Source organism: Pseudolysinimonas sp. 10J20-29 (assembly GCF_055809595.1).
In genome coordinates this window covers 1933411-1947419 of record NZ_CM147917.1, presented here as the reverse complement: position 1 = coordinate 1947419, position 14009 = coordinate 1933411, and the positions used below count along the sequence as shown (strand labels likewise).

Below are 14009 nucleotides of genomic sequence, written 5' to 3'. Positions count from 1 at the left end.
GTCGCTCTAGGCTGGCGGCATGACGAGTTGGCGCGCGAGTCGCGAAGTCGTGCCGGAGCTGCTCTGGCGCGACGAGAGCGCGTCGACGAACGCCGACCTCGTGACGCTGGCGACCGCGACCGAGCTGGCCGAGTTCACGACGCTGCTCACCGACACGCAGACGGCCGGACGCGGGCGTCTCGGCCGCAGCTGGGTGGCGCCGGCGGGAGCCTCGCTCGCGATCTCGATCTATCTGCGCCCGCGGGACTCTCACGGCGCGCCGCTCGGGCTGGAGCGCTTCAGCTGGATTCCGCTGGCGGCGGGCGTCGCCATGCACGATGCGCTCGCCGCGGTGGTTCCCGACCTGGAGGCCGGACTCAAGTGGCCGAACGACGTGCTCGTCAACGGCCGAAAGCTGTGTGGGATCCTCGCCGAGCTCGTCCCGAGCGGCGACGCCGCCGTGCTCGGTCTGGGCATCAACACGAGCATGACGACCGCGCAGCTGCCGGTGCCGACCGCCACGTCGCTCGACGTGCTCGGGGTGGCGGCGGACGACAACCTTCTCGACGCGCTCGTGGCGGAGTACCTGCGCGGGCTCCGCACCCTCGTCGAGAGCTACGCGCTCGCCGACGGCGACGCCGAGGCGAGCGGACTCGCCGAGCGGGCGACCGCGGTCTGCACGACGCTCGGGCGCGCGGTCCGCGTCGAACTGCCCGGGGGCGAGCTGCTCGAGGGCACCGCCGTCGGCCTCGACGCGGCGGGGCGGCTGCGCGTCGCCCCCGCGGCCGGCGGAGCGATCGTCGCGGTCGCCGCGGGCGACGTGACCCACGTGAGGCACCCGTCGTGAACACCGCCGAGCCCGAGGTCGTCGTCGCGCGGCTGCGCTCGCACGGCCGCGCGCTGTTCTGGCCGAGCCTGCTGCTGGTCGTCGTCGCCGGGGCCACGAGCTACTTCGCGGGCAACCTGCCGGAGCCGTGGTACGACACCGTGCTATTCGCCGTCGCCGGCGTTCTCGTCGTCTTCGGGGTGCTCGCGCCGGTGGTCTCCTGGCTCAATCACAGCTACGTGGTGACCACACGGCGTATCGTGGCGCGTCGCGGCGTCGTCGTGCGCACGCGCCAAGAGCTTCTGCATTCGCGCAGCTACGACGTCACGGTCCGGCAGGCGGGGCTGCAGTTCGTCTTCGGCAGCGGCGACGTGCGCATCAACACCGGGTTGGAGCATCCGTTCGTGCTGCACGACGTGCCGCACGCGGCGGTCGTGCAGTCAGCGCTGCACGACCTCATGGAGGAGAGCCTCAACCCCATCGCGGCGAGGCGTCAGCAGGGCGAAGCGGGCTGAGATCCGGCTGGTCATCAGGGTCCGAGTGGTCGGGCAGAATAGGGCATTGTGAAGCTTTCGGTTATTGGTTGCGGTTATCTCGGCGCCGTTCATGCGGCAAGCATGGCGTCGCTCGGTCACACGGTCGTCGGCGTGGATGTCAACGTCAAGAAGATCGAGATGCTCGCGAGCGGCACGGTGCCGTTCTACGAGCCCGGCTTCGACGACCTGCTCCGCGAGCAGCTCGCCTCGGGCCGCTTGACGTTCTCGACCGACTTCGCGGCGATCGCCGACGCTGAGGTGCACTTCCTCGCGGTCGGCACCCCGCAGCGCGCCGACGGTCACGGCGCCAACCTGACCTATGTCGACGCGGCCTTCGAGTCGGTGCTGCCCCACCTCGCCGACGGCGCGCTCATCGCGGGCAAGTCGACGGTTCCGGTCGGCACCGCGGCACGCCTTGACGCGATCGTGCGCGAGAAGGCGCCGCACGCGGCGCTCGCCTGGAACCCGGAGTTCCTCCGCGAGGGCTTCGCGGTCGAGGACACGCTGCGCCCCGACCGTCTGGTGTACGGCGTCCGCCCGGGCGACGAGGGCGCATCCGCCGTCGCGCAGCTCGACGAGGTCTACGCGAGCGCGATCGAGGGCGGCATCCCGCGTCTGGTGATGGACTTCGCCACCGCCGAGCTCGTCAAGGTCAGCGCCAACGCCTTCCTCGCGACCAAGATCTCGTTCATCAACGCGATGGCCGAGATCGCCGAGGTGACCGGTGCCGACGTCACGCAGCTCGCCGACGCGATCGGCCACGATGCGCGCATCGGCCGCCGCTTCCTGAACGCCGGCATCGGCTTCGGCGGCGGTTGCCTGCCCAAAGACATCCGCGCCTTCTCGGCCCGCGCCGAAGAGCTCGGCGTCGGGCGCGCGGTCGGGTTCCTGCGTGAGGTCGACGAGATCAACATGCGCCGCCGCGATCGCGTGATCGAGCTCGCGCTGAACGCCTTCGACGGAGACATGACCGGTCGCAAGGTCGCGGTGCTCGGTCTCGCCTTCAAGCCCGACTCGGACGACGTGCGCGATGCGCCGGCGCTCGACGTGGCGTACCGGCTGCACGACCTCGGCGCCGACGTGCGCGCGACCGACCCCGAGGCGATCGAGACGGCGCGCCGCGTGCACCCCGAGCTGAACTACGTCGCCGAGATCGACGACGCGCTGGACGGCGCCGAACTGGTCATCGTGGCGACCGAGTGGCGGAACTTCCGCGAGCTGGATGCGGCGGCGTCAGCCTCACGCGTCGCGCGGCCCCACATGATCGACGCCCGCAACTGCCTCGAGCCCGCGACGTGGCGCGCGGCCGGCTGGACCTTCCAGAGCCTCGGCCGTCCGTAGCGCGGTCTCGCGCGGCTCGGACTCGGGCCGCGCGGGCGCGCCGTACTCGGCCTGGTCGGGGAACAGCGCCGGCGCCGTGTCGGTGCGGTGCGGCGCGAACACCCACGCGCGGTAGAGCGTGAAGCGGAACGCCGTGCCGAGGCCGAGGCCCACGACGTTGCTGGCGATGTTGTCGGCGAGCACGCTCGTGAAGCCCAGCGCGTAGTGCGAGACCCACAGGCAGGCCAGCCCGATCAGCATGCCGCCGACGCTGACCAGCGCGAATTCGACGCCCTCGCGCACGAGCTGGCGACCGCGGTGCTCGCGGAAGGTCCACAGCCGGTTGCCGACCCAGTTCGCCGCGATCGCGATCGTCGTGGAGATGATCTTGGCCAGCACGGGACCCTCGTGCAGCTCATCCGGGCTCAGCACGGTCAGGCGCAGCAGGTTGAAGAGGCCGATGTCGATGACGAGCCCGATCGCGCCCACGAGGCCGAAGCGCGTGAACTGTCCGAACAGCTTTCGCACGCGGCATTCCTCGCTTCGGGGTTGGCGCCCGATGCGGGCAACTAGGGTCGTAGAGGCGGCAGTCTAACCGGACTGCGTGGGGCGATCCTGGAGGAGTATCGGTGAGAGTCGGCGTGATCGGCGGCGGGCAGCTCGCCCGCATGATGGTGCCCCCGGCGGTGGCGCTCGGGATCGACATCCGGGTGCTGGCGGAGGCTCCGGGCATGTCGGCCGAGATCGCCGCGACGGCGGTCGGCGACTATCGGGATGCCGAGACGGTGCTGGCCTTCGCGGCCGAGGTCGACGTCATCACCTTCGACCACGAGCACGTGCCGCAGCCGGTGCTGGCCGCGCTGCTGGAGCGCGGGGTGTCGGTGCACCCGGGCCCGGTTCCGCTCGCCGTCGCGCAGGACAAGCTCTGGATGCGCGAGCGGCTGAGCGAGCTGGGCGCCCCGGTTCCCGACTGGACCGCCGTGCACGACGAGGCGGAGCTGGCCGAGTTCCTGGAGGCGCACGGCGGCGCCGCGGTCGTGAAGACGCCCCGTGGCGGCTACGACGGCAAGGGCGTGCGCGTGGTGCGCAGCGCCGACGCGGTCGCCGACTGGTTCGCGGTGGTCGACGAGCACGCCTCCGGCGGGGCGCTGCTGGTGGAGGAGCTGGTCGACTTCCGGCGCGAGCTCGCGCAGCTGGTGGCGCGTCGCCCGAGCGGCGAGCTCGCGTCGTGGCCGCTGGTCGAGACGGTGCAGCGCGATGGGGTGTGCGCGGAGGTCACCGCGCCGGCCCCCGGCGCCTCGGCCGAGCTCATCGCCGAGGCCGCCGCACTCGCGGAGACGATCGCCACCGGGCTCGGCGTCACCGGCGTGCTCGCCGTGGAGCTCTTCGAGACCGCCGACGGCCGACTGCTGGTCAACGAGCTCGCCATGCGCCCGCACAACACCGGCCACTGGACGATCGACGGCTGCGTGACCAGCCAGTTCGAGCAGCACCTGCGCGCGGTGCTCGATCAACCGCTCGGCGACACCCGCCCGCACGCGGCGTGGAGCGTCATGGTCAACGTGCTCGGCGGTCCCGTCGGATCCTCGATGCCGGAGCGCTACGGGGCGGCGCTCGCCGCCGAACCGGCCGTCAAGTTCCACTCCTACGGCAAGCCGTCCCGTCCCGGACGCAAGGTGGGGCACGTCACGGCGGTGGGCGACGACCTGGAGGCCGTCCGCGCCGGTGCGCGCGCCGCAGCAGGGTTCTTCGAGGGCTGAGTCGTAGCATGGGCGACGTGCCAGAAGTCAAGCCGCTCGTTGCCGTCGTCATGGGGTCCGACTCGGACTGGAACGTGATGAAGGATGCCGCCGCGGCGCTCGCCGAATTCGACATCCCGCACGAGGTGGAGGTCGTCTCGGCGCACCGCACCCCGCACCGCATGATCGAGTTCGGCACGGAGGCGGCGGACCGCGGCCTGCGCGCGATCATCGCGGGTGCCGGCGGTGCCGCGCACCTGCCGGGCATGCTCGCCTCGGTGACGACGCTGCCGGTGATCGGAGTGCCGGTGCCGCTGGCGAAGCTCGACGGTCTCGACTCGCTGCTGTCGATCGTGCAGATGCCCGCGGGGATCCCGGTGGCGACGGTGTCGATCGGCGGCGCGCGCAACGCGGGCCTGCTGGCCGCCCGCATGCTCGGGGCGACAGATGCGGCGCTGGCCGCCCGACTCGCCGAGTACGCCGCGAGCCTGGAGACCCTCGTCGCCGAGAAGAACGCGAAGCTCCAGCGCGAGCTGTGACGCGGACCCCGGCGTGAGCACCACCAGCCCCGTCCGCAACCCGGACCTCCGCTCCCCGGAGATCATGACGCGCCGCGCGTGGTGGCTCGTCGGGCTGAACCTTCTCGTGCCCGGCTCAGCGCAGGTTCTCGCGGGCAGTCGCCGCCTCGGCCGTTTCGGCCTCGCCGCCACGATCGTGTCCTGGGGGATCGCGCTCGTCGTCGTGGCGGCCGCTCTGCTCGACCGGTCGATCCTGATCCGGGCCGTCACCAATCCGGTCGTGCTCGCGGTGCTCATCGGGGTGCTGGCGTTCTACGCGACGCTGTGGGTGGTGCTGACGCTCGACACGCTGCGACTCGTGCGCTTCGTGCGGGTCTCGGGTCTGGCCCGCGCCGGGGTCGCGCTGCTGGCTGTCAGCGGTCTTGTCATCGCGAGCGGCGGGGCCGGGTTCGCGGCCGTGAACGCCGTCTCGGCGATGTCGCTGCTGACCGGCACGTTCTCGAACGCCGAGATCGCCGAGCCGGTCGACGGCCGGTACAACATCCTGCTGCTCGGCGGCGATGCGGGGCCGGACCGGGTGGGGCTGCGCCCCGACAGCATCTCGGTTGTCAGCATCAACGCTGCCAGCGGCGCGGTGACCATCTTCGGCGTTCCCCGCAACCTCGAGAACGCGCAGTTCTCGGCCGACTCCCCGATGCTCGAGGCCTTTCCCGAGGGCTACAACTGCGGCGTCGAGTGCCTGATCAGCTACCTCTACACCTACGGGCAGGAGCACCCGGAGCTGTATCCGGATGCCGAGGCCGCCGGCAGCAACGCCGGCATCGAGGCGATGCGCGACGCCGTGTCCGGAACGCTCGGCCTCTCGCTGCAGTACTACGTGCTGATCGACATGGAGGGCTTCGAGGAGCTGATCGATGCGCTCGGCGGCATCGACATCGACGTCGCCGAGCGACTGCCGATCGGCGCGAACACCTTCGATGACGGCACGCCCGCCGACCCGATCGGGTACATCGAGGCCGGGCTTCAGCACATGGATGGCGAGACGGCGCTCTGGTACGCGCGCACGCGGTACGGCTCCAACGACTACGAGCGCATGGAGCGGCAGCGCCAGGTGCAGGAGGCGATCCTGGCGCAGGCGAACCCCGCCAACGTGATCGTGAACTTCCGGGCGATCGCCGAGGCCGGCGGTGATGTGGTGTCGACCGACATTCCCTCCGCGATGCTGAGCTTCTTCGCCGAACTCGCCGAGCAGTCGCGCGAGCAGCCGATCGCCACCGTGGACTTCGTTCCGCCGGAGTTCGATCCGGACGCCCCCGACATCGAGGCGATCCGGGAGCGCGTGGCCGAGGCTCTCGCCCCGGCGACGCCCGCGCCGGAGGAGTGACCCGCGGGTCGCACGAGGCTCAGACGGGGAAGGTGCCGGCGCGCACCGCGGCCTCGAGCGCGTCACGCCACGGGCGCGGGGCCGCCAGCCCGGCCGCGGCCCAGGCATCGTGCCCGAGCACCGAGTACGCCGGTCGGGGTGCGGGGCGCGGGAACGCGGAGCTGTCGGTCGGCAGCACGCGGGCGGGATCGAGTCCGTGGAGCTCGAACACGGCCCGGGCCAGGTCGAACCAGCTCGCCTGACCGGAGTTGGTGCCGTGGTAGATGCCGGCGGGGGCCTCCGCGTCGATGAGCGCGACGATCGCGTCGGCCAGATCGCGGGTCCAGGTGGGCTGGCCGAGCTGGTCGGTCACGACGCTGACGGTCTCGCGGTCAGCGGCCAGGCGCAGCATCGTGGCGGGGAAGCTGGCGCCGTGACGGCCGTAGAGCCACGCCGTGCGCACGAGGTGGGCGGCGGGGTGATGCTCCTCGACGACCTCTTCCCCGCGCGCCTTGGTGCGGCCGTAGGCGCTCTGCGGGTCGCGCGGCGCCGACTCGGGGTAGGGGCTACTCGCGTCACCGCGGAACACGTAGTCGGTGGACACCTGCACGAACCGGGCGCCGACCTCGGCCGCGGCGGCGGCCAGGTTGCCGGCGCCGGTGGCATTGATCGCGAACGCGGCGTCCTCGTCGCTCTCGGCGTCGTCGACGCGGGTGTAGGCGGCGGCGTTGACGACGACCTGGTGGCCGTCGACGGCGCGACGGCACGCCTCCACGTCGGTGATGTCGAGGTCAGTGCGCGTCGCGGGTGTGACGGAACGGCCTTCGAGGGTTGCCTGCAGATCGCGCCCGAGCATCCCGCCCGCGCCGGCGACGAACCACCGCACCGCCGAGCTCACTGGCCCTGCGCGCGGTAGCGGGCTTCGACGCCGTCCTTCTGCGGAGCCCACCAGTCCTCGTTGGCGCGGTACCACTCGATCGTCGCGGCGAGCCCGGCCTCGAAGTTGTCGAAGCGGGGCAGCCAGCCGAGCTCGGCGCGGAGCTTGCGGGAGTCGATCGCGTAGCGCAGGTCGTGGCCGGGGCGATCGGTGACCAGGTCGTAGGCGTCGGCGGGCTGGCCCATGAGCTCCAGGATCAGCTCGACGACCGTGCGGTTGTCCTTCTCGCCGTCGGCGCCGATCAGGTACGTCTCGCCGATGGCGCCGCGCTCCAGGATGGTGAGCACCGCCGCGGAGTGGTCTTCGGCGTGGATCCAGTCGCGCACGTTCTGTCCGGAGCCGTACAGCCGCGGGCGCTCGCCGCGGATCACGTTGGTGATCTGGCGCGGGATGAACTTCTCAACGTGCTGGTACGGCCCGTAGTTGTTGGAGCAGTTCGAGATGGTCGCCTCGATGCCGAAGGAGCGCACCCAGGCCCGCACCAGGAGGTCGCTGCCCGCCTTCGTCGACGAGTACGGGCTCGACGGGTTGTAGGGGGTCGACTCGGTGAAGCGCTCGGGGTCGTCGAGTTCGAGGTCGCCGAACACCTCGTCGGTGGAGATGTGGTGGAAGCGCGTGCCGTGGCGGCGCGCGGCCTCCAGCAGGGTGAAGGTGCCGACGATGTTGGTGTCGAGGAACGGCCGCGGGTCGTGCAGCGAGTTGTCGTTGTGGCTCTCGGCGGCGAAGTGGACGACGGCGTCGTGGCGCGGCATCAGCTCGTCAACGAGGGCCGCGTCGCCGATGTCGCCGAGCACGAACTCGAAGCGGTCCTCGGGCAGGCCGTCGAGCGAGGCGCGGCTGGCGGCGTAGGTCAGCTTGTCGAGCACCGTGACACGGTGATCGCTGTGCGCGAGCACATGGTGCACGAAGTTCGAGCCGATGAATCCGGCGCCACCGGTGACGAGCAATTTCACGGGTTCAGCCTACCGGCGGGGCTCAGAACCGGTTCGCCGCGAAGCCGACGTCAATGGCGACGAGCCCGCCGAGCATGTTGATCGCCGTCTGGTCGTGGGCGCCGAAGAAGAGCTGCTCGACCCGGTCGATGAGCTCCGGGCGCACCACGCGGCGGCCGCGAAGCCGGCGCATGCTCTCGCGCAGCATCGCCTGGAAGCCCGCGTTGTTGCGCGAGCAGCTGTAGGCGTCGAAGTGGTGCAGCGGGTTGCGGGGGAGCTCGACGCCGTCGGGCATCGCCACCAGCGGTTCGAAGCGCTTCAGCCCGTACATGCGGTCGCGGCGCGCGCGTCGCAGGAGCTTGCCGTCGAGTTCGGGATCGAGACCGACCAGGTCGGGGAAGAGGTCGGCGGGCAGCGAGCGCACCAGTCGCATCCAGCGATTCTGCCCGGCGAGCTCGTCGGGGGTGCGGTTGAACCAGTAGCCGAGCCAGCGCGGGTCCTCGTAGGGGGTCACGAAGGTGGCGGCGGCGGACGGCGTCGGCTTGAGCCGCGACTCCTGGCGGTATCCGAGGTCGATCTGGCGGTAGGTGTCGAGTTCGTACTCGTCGGAGACGGCCGCCGTGGGGACGAGGCTCCGAACGACGCGCGGCGCCATCAGCGACTGCAGCGAGAACCCGTCGTTGCGCAGGGCGAACGCATCCAGGGGGTCCTCGACCACGGCGCCGGGGCGCTTCTCGCGATTGTCGCCGGAGATCACGTCGTTGAGGTAGCCGTTGACGTCGCGACGCCCGGGGAGGCGCTCGTCGAAGAGGAGGCGCGTGATCGCCAGGGGCGTCAGCTGCAGGTTGACGCTGATCCGGGCGTAGTCGTCGAGCATGTCGAGACTCCACTCCCAGGTGTTGGTGTCGATCATCTCGATCTCGAGGCCGCTGTGCGCGCGCAGGTACTCGACCACGTCGTAGTCGATGTTGCCGTGCTGGCCGATGGAGTACATCGTCGTGCTCTCGCCGAGCTCACGCAGCGCGTAGGTCAGCGGGCGCGAGTCGAAGCCGCCGCTGATGCCCTGCGTCAGCGGACCGTCGCCCGAGGCCGCGAGCGCGTCGCGGACGACCGTCACCAGGAGCTCCGCGAGCTCGGCGTCGCTCAGGTCGTCGCCGCCGCGCGTGTGGGCCCAGTCGCGCCGTGCGGCATTGATCGCGGCGATCCCCGCGGACGCGGCTTCGTCGTCGGCGAAGAGGCCGAACGCGGCGAACCGCAGCAGGGACTCGTTCCGGGCGTGCTCGCCGATCAGGAACCACGGCGCATCGGAGCGAGACAGCCACGGGGTCCGAGGAAAGCGCTCGAGAGGATGGCGGCGGCTAGACATTGATCATCACGCGTCGAACCTACCGGCAGGTGGGCATCGAGCTCAGCGGCCATGGTGCGAAGGCTCGGGTCGCCGCGTCGGGCCGCGGCCAGATCGAAGGCGTGTCGAATCCCCACGCCCTCGCCGGCAGTCGGTTCCCGGGTGCAACCACTACGCCGGCAGCGACGCGGGCTCCTTCTCCTCGGCGCCGATCGCCTTCTTCTGCCACCGCCACTGCGCCCCGACGCTGGCGACGAGGGCGGCAAGGGCGAGCGGGAGCACCTGAATGATCATCCGGGTGAGGGAGTCTGCTTCGGCGAATCGGTACGCGGCGTCGCGGAGGTACGCGAGGAGGTACGCAAGCGGGATGAACGTCGTGACGGCGTAGCGGAGATACAGTCGCGAGGGCATCTTCGTCACCAGGATCACAACGGCAGCGAGCGCGATCGTGACGGCGAACGCGGGCCCCCACCCTCCGAGCATCACGTTCTGCCATGTCGCCTTGAGCGAGGCGGTGAGCACCTGCGGCTCGCGCACCGCCAGGCCGATCAGAGCGAGCCAGAGCAGAGCTTCAGTCGCGAGCAGCCAGACCTTGGCTCGCCCGTCCACCCAGTTGCGCCCGACCAGAGGGATCACGGCGAGCGCGACGACGCCTGCCGCGATCATGCCCATCATGGAACGCGTCAACTCGCCCGCGATGACGTACGTGACGCTGGCGAGCCAGATCTGCCAGACGAGGATGGCCACACCCAGAGCGCCGAGCAGGAGCCGTCGTTCGCGAGTTGAACGCGAGCTGTCGAGCAGCGTGGGAAGGAGCGCCAGCCCCGCAATGATCGAGCCTTCGGGGCGAGTGACGACCATCGCCGCGACCATCAGGGCCTGCACGACCGTGGCGGCGCGGCTGGAGATCATCGGCGATGAGGTTGCGACGAGCCACGAGAGCCCGGCGAGGACGAGAACGCAGAGGCCGAACAGCAGGTGGCCGTTGAGGTAGAACGCGTGGAACCACACTCGATTGATCGAGAGCAAGGCCGTCACGGTGGCGGTCGCCAGGACCACAGTCGCCCAGGTCGGGAAGCTCGCTCGGCGCGCGGACGCGACCGCGATCGCGACGAGCACGGCAACGCATCCCGCGGCGATCATCGGGGTGACGCTGACAAGGAAGTCCTCGCCGAGCAGGCCAGCGGGCGAGTGAAGGACTCCGAGCGCGAGCTGGCGCTTCTCGAGCTGGAAGAACGAAACGCCCTCGATCAGGCTGCCGTTCTGCAGCAGCAGACCGATGGTCAGGTACTCGAACGTGTCGGAGTGCACATTGATGCGGTCGATCGCGGCAAAGGCCGCGGCCAGGGCCGTGCCGGCTGCGACCACCAACGCGGCCGAACGAAGTTCGGGCGCTGAGATCGCGCGGCGGCGAGCAACAGCCGCGAACGCCGGGATGAACGATGTGAGGAGCAGGGTGGCGACGGGCCACTGCTGAAGGGTGAGGATCGCCTGTGCCGACCCGACTGTGATCATCACAGCGAGTCCGGTCGGGATGGTCAGTGCGATCAGCGCCAGCCGGCTGCGCACTCCCGCGGCGAGCAGCGTGAGCACCCCACCAGTGAGAATGGCGACCGCGGTCACGAGTTCGATGATCACAGGCCGTACTCCTCGGCTAGGGCGTCAGGGATCAGCCGACGATCGAACGAGAAGCCACTCGAACTCGGCGAGTTCAAGGAGCACGATCGTTTCGGGGTTGTCGTCCAGGACCGCAAGAACGTAGCTGCCTCGCCCATCCGCGTACGCCCCTTCTGCGGCGACGAACTCGTCGAGTTCGAGTTCAGCGGCGATCGCGACGGAGTCGTAATCGAACGACTCGAACGTCGAGGCGCGGGCGAGGCCGAGGATGCGACCGGTGATGTTCCCCTTGAACGGCGTGGGGCTCACGAATGCGGCGCCGGCGGCGTGCTCAGAAAGCGCAAAGTAGACGCCGTACCGGGCGGTTGAGAACGACGCGCGTTCGACGTCGCCGCCGTTGTCGACGAAGCCGGCCCGCCACGAGCTGTCGACGCGATCGTCGGCGGCGACGAATCCTGTCGCGTTCGCGACCGTTGCTCCGGCGAGGAGCGCAATCACGAGAACGGGGATCGCGCTCAGCACGCGCGGGGAAGTCGTCATACCAGTCTGCAGCTCTCCTCGATTGGACCAACCGCTACTGTAGCCGCCGCCGTGCGCGATCGTGGCTGCAAGGATGCCCGGTACGCTTGCATCCGGGGCAGGTAGCCCTCCTACAGCTTTTCAGAGGTGCGCCATGAAGGTCTTCGTGCAGGTCCCCTGCCTCAACGAGGAAGAGACTCTCCCGCTGGTTCTGTCCAGCATCCCTCGCGAGATCGAGGGCGTCGACGAGCTTCATCTTCTGGTGGTGGACGACGGGTCCAGCGATCGCACGGTGGAGGTCGCGCGCGAGCACGGCGTGACTCACTTCGTGCACCATGTTCGCAATCGCGGCCTTGCCCGCTCCTTTGCCGACGGCGCGAACTACGCACTCGCCCACGGCGCCGACATCCTGGTCAACACGGACGGCGACAACCAGTACCCACAGGATCGGATTCCTGACCTCATCGCGCCAGTGCTGCGCGGCGAAGCCGACATCGTGGTGGGCGACCGTCAGACCTCGACGATCGCCCACTTCTCGCCGCTGAAGAAGCTGCTGCAGCGGATGGGAAGCTGGGTCGTCAACAAGGCCGCCGGCACGAACGTGCCGGACGCCGCCAGCGGCTTCCGCGCGTACTCTCGCGAAGCGCTGTTCAAGCTCAACATCGTGACCGAGTTCAGCTACTGCATGGAGACCATCATCCAGGCTGGGCACAAGCGCCTCAAGGTGGCAAGCGTCCCGATCGTCACGAACCCGAAGACGCGCGAGTCGCGACTTTTCTCCTCGATGTGGCAGCACATCCTCGAGTCGGGTCGCGCCATCGTCCGCAGCTACCTGATGTTCCGCCCGCTGGCGTTCTTCGTGCCGCTCGGCGTGGTGTTCCTCATCGGCTCCGCGATCCCCTTCGTGCGCTACCTCGTGCTGTGGCTGAGCGACACGGCCGGCGACCACATCCAGTCGTTGATCCTCGGCAGCGCATTGCTTGTCGGGGGGCTGCTCAGCTTCGCACTCGGGCTCTTGGCGGACCTCCTGCGGATCAACCGCGTCCTGCTTGAAGACGGGCTCGAACGGTCGAAGCGCCTGCAGTACGACGCGCGCTGACCCGCGGGCGCTACGCGCGGGGTGAGCGGCGAGCCACCTCGGCGATCAGGTCTGCCTGAGACAGCGACAGCTCCTTGACCGAAGGCAGAGCGCCGGCGATCGCCGAGCGCACGTCGGCATCGTGCTCGGCGAGCCGGCCCAGCTCGGAGGTGATCTTGTCGGCCGAGAACTCGTCGCTGCCGAACGCCCACTCGCTGAGCCCGAAGAGGTCAAGGACCTCTTTGTACTTGTGGCTCCACCCGATCACGACGGTCGGGACCGCCATCGAGAGGCTCGAGATCATGGCGTGGAATCGGCTCGTGACGAAACGAGTGCACAGGCCGATCAGGTAGCGCAGCTGTTGGGAGCTCAGGTCATCCTCGACGAACAGCACGTTCTCGCTGACGCCGACCTGCTCCGCGATGACGCGGCACAGCGGCAGGTCGTTGTTGTGGGTCTTGTCGGTGTTCACCCGCACGCTGTGCGGGATGATGGCGACCCGGTGGCCCTTGGCGAGTTCGGCACGGATCGCCTCGACGATTCCGCCCACGTAGTCGCCGCCGCGGGCATCGACCTTCTTCTGCATGACGACGCTCGGCGAGAAACCGATGACCGGAGCCCCGGCCTCGAAAAAGCTCAGATCGACGAGGCGCTCGACCTCCGCCCGCTCAGTCCCGTCCAGCTCAAGCGAGAAGGCGTAGTCGGCCCCGCGGGCGGTATTCGTGAGCCCCAGGCCGTCCGCGAAGTCGTGCGTGATGGCGCCGCGCGTCACGATCAGCTCGGCCTTCGGGAGGAAGACCTTCGACACGGCGCGATTGAGCTTGCCCGTGAACGGGCCGATCGCCTGGGCGCACTTGATCACCGGCGTCTGCGTGTTGAGCGCAGGGAGGATGGAGGCCACGTTGTACAGCAGGAACTTCTCGCGACCATCCGAGAAGGTGATGCCGCCCTGGTCGAGCAGCGCCGCGGCACGCGTGAGGGCGCGGATCGACGCGGATCGCTTGCGGAGAAGCGGCCGAACCGGGGGAAGCACGCGGTAGGTCAGCGCGAGCAGGTTGATCGTCACTCCCAGTTGGCGCGGGGTGGCAGGAACGATTTCCACATTGTGGTTCCGGTTGAGTCGGGCGTCCTCGCGCGGGTACATGCTGAACAGCGTGAAGGTCGGGTCGTCGACGCGTTCGCTCAGCGTGGCGATCGAGCTCTCGAGCATGGCGGCGGCACCCTTGTTGCCCGCCAGGGCCGATCCGATAATGACGAAGTGGGTCATGCGGGTCTCTCTGGTGGTGGTCGTGGCGCCGAC

At 69.7% G+C, this 14009-nt stretch carries 14 protein-coding genes; 7 read left to right on the top strand and 7 right to left on the bottom strand.

Going from position 1 to position 14009, the window contains the following annotated elements:
• The first annotated feature begins 19 nt into the window (after positions 1–19).
• The 3 genes from AC0L6Y_RS09465 to AC0L6Y_RS09455 are packed head-to-tail and all read left to right on the top strand — an operon-like array spanning position 20 to position 2682.
• Positions 20–826, top strand: a complete 807-nt coding sequence (locus AC0L6Y_RS09465; RefSeq protein WP_473551425.1) for a biotin--[acetyl-CoA-carboxylase] ligase — start codon at positions 20–22, stop codon at positions 824–826.
• Positions 823–1320 carry a PH domain-containing protein gene (locus AC0L6Y_RS09460; protein ID WP_473551423.1) on the top strand — a complete coding sequence of 166 codons (498 nt, stop codon included), beginning with the start codon at positions 823–825 and terminating at the stop codon, positions 1318–1320. Before AC0L6Y_RS09465 ends, AC0L6Y_RS09460 begins: the two co-directional genes overlap by 4 nt.
• 48 nt (positions 1321–1368) lie before the next feature.
• Positions 1369–2682 (top strand): UDP-glucose dehydrogenase family protein, encoded by a 1314-nt coding sequence (locus tag AC0L6Y_RS09455; RefSeq protein ID WP_473551420.1) that lies wholly within the window; start codon positions 1369–1371, stop codon positions 2680–2682.
• Here the strand turns inward: AC0L6Y_RS09455 and AC0L6Y_RS09450 are convergent.
• Positions 2581–3189, bottom strand: a complete 609-nt coding sequence (locus AC0L6Y_RS09450) for a GtrA family protein (protein ID WP_473551417.1) — start codon at positions 3187–3189, stop codon at positions 2581–2583. The genes AC0L6Y_RS09455 and AC0L6Y_RS09450 overlap by 102 nt on opposite strands.
• A gap of 140 nt (positions 3190–3329) precedes the next feature.
• On the opposite strand from AC0L6Y_RS09450, the gene AC0L6Y_RS09445 reads away from it, so the two are divergent.
• The 3 genes from AC0L6Y_RS09445 to AC0L6Y_RS09435 are packed head-to-tail and all read left to right on the top strand — an operon-like array spanning position 3330 to position 6302.
• The gene (locus AC0L6Y_RS09445; protein ID WP_473558418.1) at positions 3330–4421 is read left to right on the top strand and encodes a 5-(carboxyamino)imidazole ribonucleotide synthase; all 1092 of its coding nucleotides are present in this window, start codon (positions 3330–3332) and stop codon (positions 4419–4421) included.
• A 50-nt stretch (positions 4422–4471) separates the two neighbouring features.
• A complete protein-coding gene (purE, locus tag AC0L6Y_RS09440) occupies positions 4472–4939 on the top strand; it encodes a 5-(carboxyamino)imidazole ribonucleotide mutase (RefSeq protein WP_473558415.1) in 468 nt (155 codons plus the stop codon).
• Positions 4940–4952: 13 nt separating this feature from the next.
• Positions 4953–6302: an LCP family protein gene (locus tag AC0L6Y_RS09435; protein WP_473551415.1), complete on the top strand. Its 1350-nt coding sequence runs from the start codon at positions 4953–4955 to the stop codon at positions 6300–6302.
• 19 nt (positions 6303–6321) lie between these two features.
• Here the strand turns inward: AC0L6Y_RS09435 and rfbD are convergent, their stop codons facing one another.
• The 5 genes from rfbD to AC0L6Y_RS09410 form a co-directional block, all read right to left on the bottom strand.
• On the bottom strand, positions 6322–7167 hold the full coding sequence (gene rfbD / locus AC0L6Y_RS09430; RefSeq protein WP_473551412.1) for a dTDP-4-dehydrorhamnose reductase: 846 nt from the start codon (positions 7165–7167) through the stop codon (positions 6322–6324).
• 8 nt (positions 7168–7175) lie between these two features.
• Entirely contained in the window at positions 7176–8171 is a 996-nt protein-coding gene (gene rfbB, locus AC0L6Y_RS09425; RefSeq protein ID WP_473551409.1) for a dTDP-glucose 4,6-dehydratase, read from the bottom strand.
• A 22-nt stretch (positions 8172–8193) separates the two neighbouring features.
• Positions 8194–9516, bottom strand: a complete 1323-nt coding sequence (locus AC0L6Y_RS09420; RefSeq protein WP_473551406.1) for a hypothetical protein — start codon at positions 9514–9516, stop codon at positions 8194–8196.
• A gap of 150 nt (positions 9517–9666) precedes the next feature.
• Positions 9667–11133 (bottom strand): hypothetical protein, encoded by a 1467-nt coding sequence (locus AC0L6Y_RS09415; protein ID WP_473551404.1) that lies wholly within the window; start codon positions 11131–11133, stop codon positions 9667–9669.
• Positions 11134–11157: 24 nt separating this feature from the next.
• The gene (locus AC0L6Y_RS09410) at positions 11158–11652 is read right to left on the bottom strand and encodes a hypothetical protein (RefSeq protein WP_473551401.1); all 495 of its coding nucleotides are present in this window, start codon (positions 11650–11652) and stop codon (positions 11158–11160) included.
• Positions 11653–11785: 133 nt separating this feature from the next.
• Between AC0L6Y_RS09410 and AC0L6Y_RS09405 the strand changes: the two genes are divergently transcribed.
• Positions 11786–12730 (top strand): glycosyltransferase family 2 protein, encoded by a 945-nt coding sequence (locus AC0L6Y_RS09405; RefSeq protein WP_473551397.1) that lies wholly within the window; start codon positions 11786–11788, stop codon positions 12728–12730.
• 10 nt (positions 12731–12740) lie between these two features.
• Here AC0L6Y_RS09405 and AC0L6Y_RS09400 read toward each other — a convergent pair whose 3' ends face one another.
• Positions 12741–13976, bottom strand: a complete 1236-nt coding sequence (locus tag AC0L6Y_RS09400) for a polysaccharide pyruvyl transferase family protein (protein ID WP_473551393.1) — start codon at positions 13974–13976, stop codon at positions 12741–12743.
• Positions 13977–14009 lie beyond the last annotated feature (33 nt).

Bases quoted from the DNA above. Each gene is read 5' to 3' on its own strand.
- AC0L6Y_RS09465 (WP_473551425.1), top strand. From the start codon at position 20: ATGACGAGTTGGCGCGCGAGTCGCGAAGTCGTGCCGGAGCTGCTCTGG.
- AC0L6Y_RS09445 (WP_473558418.1), top strand. From the start codon at position 3,330: ATGATGGTGCCCCCGGCGGTGGCGCTCGGGATCGACATCCGGGTGCTG.
- purE (WP_473558415.1), top strand. From the start codon at position 4,472: ATGGGGTCCGACTCGGACTGGAACGTGATGAAGGATGCCGCCGCGGCG.
- AC0L6Y_RS09420 (WP_473551406.1), bottom strand. From the start codon at position 9,516: ATGTCTAGCCGCCGCCATCCTCTCGAGCGCTTTCCTCGGACCCCGTGG.
- AC0L6Y_RS09410 (WP_473551401.1), bottom strand. From the start codon at position 11,652: ATGACGACTTCCCCGCGCGTGCTGAGCGCGATCCCCGTTCTCGTGATT.
- AC0L6Y_RS09405 (WP_473551397.1), top strand. From the start codon at position 11,786: ATGAAGGTCTTCGTGCAGGTCCCCTGCCTCAACGAGGAAGAGACTCTC.
- AC0L6Y_RS09400 (WP_473551393.1), bottom strand. From the start codon at position 13,976: ATGACCCACTTCGTCATTATCGGATCGGCCCTGGCGGGCAACAAGGGT.